Raw genomic sequence first — 5,441 nt, forward strand, 5'->3', positions numbered from 1 at the left:
CCGGGCCTACGCCTGACCCGGAAAACACCCAGCTGCGCGGCCTGCTGGGCCTGCGCCCGGCCACCCCGCCCCGCAGCCAGGTAGCCGAGGTGCTGTACGAGGCCCCGGATCCCTACGTGCACAAGATCTTCATCGACCGCGGCACCCAGCAGGGCGTGACCGAAGGCATGCCCGTGATGAACGAGCACGGCATCCTGGGCCAGGTGACCCGGGCCTACCTGCTGTCCTCCGAGGTCACGCTGCTGGCCGACCGCGATGCCACCATCCCGGTACTCAATGCCCGCACCCAGCACCGCAGCGCCGCCTTCGGCTCGGGCGACGAGGGCCAGATGGAGTTGCGCTTCGTGGCCGCCAATGACGACGTGAAGGCGGGCGACACCCTGCTGACCAGCGGCGTGGACGGCATCTACCCGGCCGGCGTGCCGGTGGCCACCGTCACCTCGGTGAACCGCCAGGGGGAGGGCGGCTTCGCCCACATCGGCCTGGCCCCGGTGGCCAAGACCGGCGGCCTGCGCTTCGTGCTGCTGGTGGGGCCGCTGGACAAGAAGGCCGACACGGCGGTGGCCGCGGCCGTCGCCGCCGCCAGCGCCGCTGCATCGGCCGCCTCGGCGGCCAGCGCCAACGAATTCGGGAGCGCACCGCGATGAGCATCATGCCGCGGGGCGCGGGCCAGCTGCTGCTGCCGGTCAACCCCTGGTTTCTGTGGACCTCGCTGCTGCTGGCCCTGGCCCTGAACCTGGTGCCCCTGGGCCCCACGCCCTGGATGCCCGACTTCGTGGCCCTGGTGCTGGTGTTCTGGAGCGTGCACCAGCCGCGCCGGGTGGGCATCACCACCGCCTTCTTCTTCGGCCTGCTGATGGACGTGCACCATGGCTCGCTGCTGGGTCAGCACGCGCTGGCCTACAGCCTGCTGGGCTTTTTCGGCATCGCCGTCCACCGCCGGGTGCTGTGGTTCGGTCTGTCCGGCCAGATGGCCCAGGTGGCGCCTGCCTTCCTCGCGGCCACCCTGCTGAGCCTGCTGGTGCGTGCGGTGGCCGGCGATGGCTGGCCGGGCTGGAGTGTGCTGATCGCGCCGCTGGCCGAGACGCTGCTGTGGCCGGTGGCCAGCCTGGTGCTGCTGGCGCCCCAGCGCCGCCCGCCCGACCCCGACAAGAACCGCGTCCTGTGAGCCAGGTGCCCGCATGACCGAGCTGCGCAACATCCAGCGGGAACTGGAGCGCTTCCGCTTCCGCTCCATAGCCGCCGCGGCCTTCGTGCTGCTGGGCTTCGGCCTGCTCATCAGCCGCCTGGTGGTGCTGCAGGTGGCCCGGCACGATGAACTCTCCACCCGGGCCGAAGCCAACCGCATCGCGGTGCTGCCCATCGTGCCCCAGCGTGGCCGCATCCTGGACCGCAACGGCGTGGTGCTGGCCACCAACTACACGGCCTACACCCTGGAAATCACCCCCTCCAAGGTGAGCAACCTGGAACAGACGATCGACCAGTTGGCCCAGCTGATCGACATCCAGCCGCGTGACCGCAAGCGCTTCAAGCGGCAGATGGAGGAGAGCAAGAGCTTCGAGAGCCTGCCCATCCGCACCAAGCTGACCGACGAGGAGATGGCGCGCTTCCTGGCCCAGCGCTTCCGTTTCCCGGGCGTGGACATCAAGGCCCGGCTGTTCCGTAACTACCCGCTGGGCGACACCGCCAGCCACCTGCTGGGCTACATCGGCCGCATCAACCAGGCCGAGAAGACCGCGATGGAGGACTGGGACGAGGACCGCCAGGCCAATTACCGCGGCACCGAGTACATCGGCAAGCTGGGCCTGGAGCAGAGCTACGAGTCCGAGTTGCATGGCCGCACCGGCTATGAAGAGGTCGAGACCGCCGCCAGCGGCCGTGCGGTGCGGCGCCTGAACAGCCACCCGCCCACGCCCGGCAACGAGCTTCACCTGTCGATCGACATCAAGCTGCAGAACCTGGTGGAGCAGCTCTACGGGGACCGCCGCGGCGCCCTGGTGGCCATCGACCCACGCAACGGCGAGGTGCTGGCCTTCGTCTCCAAACCCACCTTCGACCCCAATCTCTTCGTCGACGGCATCGACTTCGACAGCTGGCGCGAGCTCAACGAGTCGATCGACAAGCCGCTGCTCAACCGCGCGCTGCGCGGCACCTACCCGCCGGGCTCCACTTTCAAGCCCTACATGTCGATCGCGGCGCTGACCACCGGCAAGCGCGATCCGCACATGGTCATCCAGGACAACCTGAGCTACACCTTCGGCGGCCACACCTTCGGCAGCCCCGAGACCGACCGGCCCGGCCCCAAGGACATGCGGCTGGCCATCATCACCTCGTCCAATGTCTACTTCTACAGCCTGGCCGTGGAGATGGGCGTGGACCTGATCCACGACCAGCTCGAACCCTTCGGCTTCGGCCGCAAGACGGGCATCGACCTCGAGGGCGAGGTCACCGGCGTGCTGCCCTCCACCGACTGGAAGCGACGCACCTACAAGCGGCCGGAACAGAAGAAGTGGTACCCCGGCGAGACGGTGTCGCTGGGCATCGGCCAGGGCTACAACAACTTCACCATGACCCAGCTGGCCACGGCCATGGCCACGCTGTGCACCGGCGGTCAGCGCTTTCAACCCCGCCTGGTGCGGGAGATCGAGGACCAGGTCTCGCACGAGAAGCACATCGTCTCCTCCGACGCCCTGCCCCCGCTGCCGCTCAAGCCGCAGGACGTGTCGCTGGTGCTGGACGCCATGGTGGGCGTGGCCCAGGCCGGCACCTCCTCGCGGGTCTTCGCCGGTGCGCCCTACATCAGTGGCGGCAAGACCGGCACCGCGCAGGCGGTGACCATGCGCAGCGGGGAAAAGTACAGCGCCGCCCGGGTGGCCGAGCACCAGCGCGACCACTCGCTCTACATCGCCTTTGCGCCGCGCGACAACCCGCGTGTGGCCCTGGCCCTGATCGTCGAGAACGCCGGCTGGGGCACGGTGGCCGCCGCCCCGATCGCGCGCCGCGTGCTGGACTACGTTCTGCTGGGCCAGTACCCCAGCGAAGAAGACATCGCCCTGGTGCGCGAAGGCAAATCGGCCGGCCCGCCGGTGGGCACCCCGCGGCGGGCGCAGGATGTGCCGCTGCCCAAGCAGAACCCGGTGGACATGCCCCTGGGGCTGGTGCCCATGCCGGCGGCCAGCGGCGCCTCGGCCCCGTCGGCGGCCACCAGCAGCGCCGACGGCGCGGCAGCGCACGGCACGGCCGGCAGCGCCCCCGTCCCGGCCGCGGCCTCAGGAGCCTCCCGATGAGCGTCGTCTTCGAACGTCCTTCGCTGTGGCGCCGGCTGCAGCCCATCTTCAGCGGTTTCGACCTGCTCCTGCTGGCCGGGCTGCTGGTGCTCGGCACCATGGGCCTGGTGACCATGTACTCGGCCGGCTATGACAACGGCAGCCGCTTTGCCGACCACGGCCGCAACATGCTGCTCGGCCTGGGCATCCTGTTCCTGGTGGCCCAGGTGCCACCCCAACGTCTGGCCCAGCTGGCGGTGCCGCTGTACTCCCTGGGCGTGGCCCTGCTGGTGGCCACCGCCCTCTTCGGCATCACCAAGAAGGGGGCGACCCGCTGGCTCAATGTCGGCGTCGTGATCCAGCCCAGCGAGCTGATGAAGATCGCCATGCCGCTGATGCTGGCCTGGTGGTTCCAGAAGCGCGAAGGCCAGCTGCGGGCGCTGGATTTCGTGGCCGCGGCCTTGCTGCTGATGGTGCCGGTGGGCTTGGTGGTCAAGCAGCCCGACCTGGGCACGGCCATCCTCATCCTCTCGGGCGGGCTCTACGTCATCTACTTCGCCGGCCTGTCCTGGAAGCTGATCCTGCCCGTCCTGCTGGCGGCGGCCGTGGCCGTGACGGCGATCGTGCTGTCGGCCGACCGCATCTGCCAGGACGACGTCACCTGGCCGCTGCTGCGCGAGTACCAGAAGCACCGCGTCTGCACCCTGCTGGATCCCACGACCGACCCGCTGGGCAAGGGCTTCCACATCATCCAGGGCATGATCGCGATCGGCTCGGGCGGCGTCACCGGCAAGGGCTTCATGCAAGGCACCCAGACCCACCTGGAGTTCATTCCCGAGCGCACCACCGACTTCGTCTTCGCGGCCTTCGCCGAAGAGTTCGGCCTGATGGGCGCGCTGGCCCTGATCACCGCCTTCACCTTCGTGCTGGCGCGCGGCCTGCTGATCGCCAACTCGGCACCCACCGTGTTCTCGCGCCTGCTGGCCGGCGCCCTGACCATGAGCTTCTTCACCTACGCGATGGTGAACATGGGCATGGTCAGCGGCATCCTGCCGGTGGTGGGCATTCCGCTGCCCTTCATCAGCTACGGCGGCACGGCCATGGTCACCTTGGGCTTTGCGCTGGGCATGCTGATGTCCATCGCCAAGAGCCGCCGGCTGATCCAGACCTGAACGCCCACGAAAAAGGGCTCCCGCAGGAGCCCGGACTCGGCACATCGGCAGGCATCACCGGATGTCGCTGTGGCAACCCGGCGCTGAGGTCGACGCGGTCAGCATGTTCTCCAGCACCGGTTTGGCATCCCAGTCGTGGTCCCAGGCGTATTCCAGGGTCAGCCCTGTGGCGATCACGCGCCCCCGTTTCCAGCAATAGTCGACCAATGTGGCATTCCCCACCGTGTCGGTGAGGATGACCTTGACAGGCGGCTGGACCATCAGGGCATTCTGGCTGGCAGAGCTGCCATTGATCGAAGTCGGCACGCCCCGCATCAGGGGCCACTCGGGCAGGACAACCACATCCAGATCGTCACGCGCGTTATAAGACGCGACATTCCTGGGCAGGACCCCTGTGAAGCGGCCATTGTTCCAGCCATGGTCGGCCACGTGAAACTCCAGGGTCCGCGCCCCGGTCATCACCCATTGATTGATGCGCCCCATCTGACCTTTCAGGGTGTCGTAGAAAGGCTGCGGCTGATCGCTGGCAACAATGATCACGGAGTACCACGCCAGCGTGGCGTCGGACATGCCACCACGGGGCCATGCACGGCCACCACCCGGTGGGTGACGGGTGCCGGAGGGAGCGCTGTGCGGGCGTGGAGTCCGTCGGTCATGGGGAACAGCCGGAAGTACGGGCCTCAGTTTGACGCGGCGCAGCAATCCCCCAACTTGCCTAGATCAAGAAAGCAGTGGCCGGCCCTTGCCCACGGACAGCCCGCGGACAGGCGGGATGCGGGCGAAATCCCTGACTTGCCCGGGTGCTGCAGGCTCTGTTACGATACCCCAATGGGTATAAAGACACACACGGCCGGGAGTCCTTCGATGAAGCATGTTGCATGGTTGGCGTCGATGTGGCTGGGCTGCGCGGCGGCCATGGCCGCCCCCGTGCCCACCGTGACGGTGGGCAGCACCCCGGCGGGTGCTGGCTTCGAGCTGGACGGCACGGTGGAGGCTTTGCGCC

5 protein-coding genes are annotated in these 5,441 nt (G+C 68.4%); 4 read left to right on the plus strand and 1 reads right to left on the minus strand.

The genetic code is table 11. The features are described 5' to 3' along the window. The 4 genes from mreC to rodA all read left to right on the plus strand — a co-directional run. A partial coding sequence (gene mreC / locus I73_RS25550; protein ID WP_022979183.1) for a rod shape-determining protein MreC occupies positions 1-647 on the plus strand: 647 nt, incomplete at its 5' end. Further along, complete coding sequence (gene mreD / locus I73_RS02560) at positions 644-1,168, plus strand: rod shape-determining protein MreD (protein WP_022979184.1); 525 nt, start codon at positions 644-646, stop codon at positions 1,166-1,168. The genes mreC and mreD, both read left to right, overlap by 4 nt. A 13-nt stretch (positions 1,169-1,181) precedes the next feature. Beyond that, entirely contained in the window at positions 1,182-3,287 is a 2,106-nt protein-coding gene (mrdA, locus tag I73_RS02565; RefSeq protein ID WP_022979185.1) for a penicillin-binding protein 2, read from the plus strand. Next, positions 3,284-4,438: a rod shape-determining protein RodA gene (gene rodA / locus I73_RS02570; protein ID WP_022979186.1), complete on the plus strand. Its 1,155-nt coding sequence runs from the start codon at positions 3,284-3,286 to the stop codon at positions 4,436-4,438. Before mrdA ends, rodA begins: the two co-directional genes overlap by 4 nt. A gap of 54 nt (positions 4,439-4,492) precedes the next feature. Here rodA and I73_RS02575 read toward each other — a convergent pair whose 3' ends face one another. Continuing rightward, positions 4,493-5,008 carry a hypothetical protein gene (locus tag I73_RS02575; protein ID WP_022979187.1) on the minus strand — a complete coding sequence of 172 codons (516 nt, stop codon included), beginning with the start codon at positions 5,006-5,008 and terminating at the stop codon, positions 4,493-4,495. Positions 5,009-5,441: the final 433 nt, after the last annotated feature.

This window comes from Ideonella sp. B508-1, assembly GCF_000333615.1.
In the GTDB taxonomy this organism is placed as follows: Bacteria; Pseudomonadota; Gammaproteobacteria; order Burkholderiales; family Burkholderiaceae_C; genus Ideonella.

Excerpts from the sequence above, each read along its gene's own strand:
- mreD (WP_022979184.1), top strand. The coding sequence starts at position 644 with ATGAGCATCATGCCGCGGGGCGCGGGCCAGCTGCTGCTGCCGGTCAAC.
- mrdA (WP_022979185.1), top strand. The coding sequence starts at position 1,182 with ATGACCGAGCTGCGCAACATCCAGCGGGAACTGGAGCGCTTCCGCTTC.
- rodA (WP_022979186.1), top strand. The coding sequence starts at position 3,284 with ATGAGCGTCGTCTTCGAACGTCCTTCGCTGTGGCGCCGGCTGCAGCCC.
- I73_RS02575 (WP_022979187.1), bottom strand. The coding sequence starts at position 5,008 with ATGTCCGACGCCACGCTGGCGTGGTACTCCGTGATCATTGTTGCCAGC.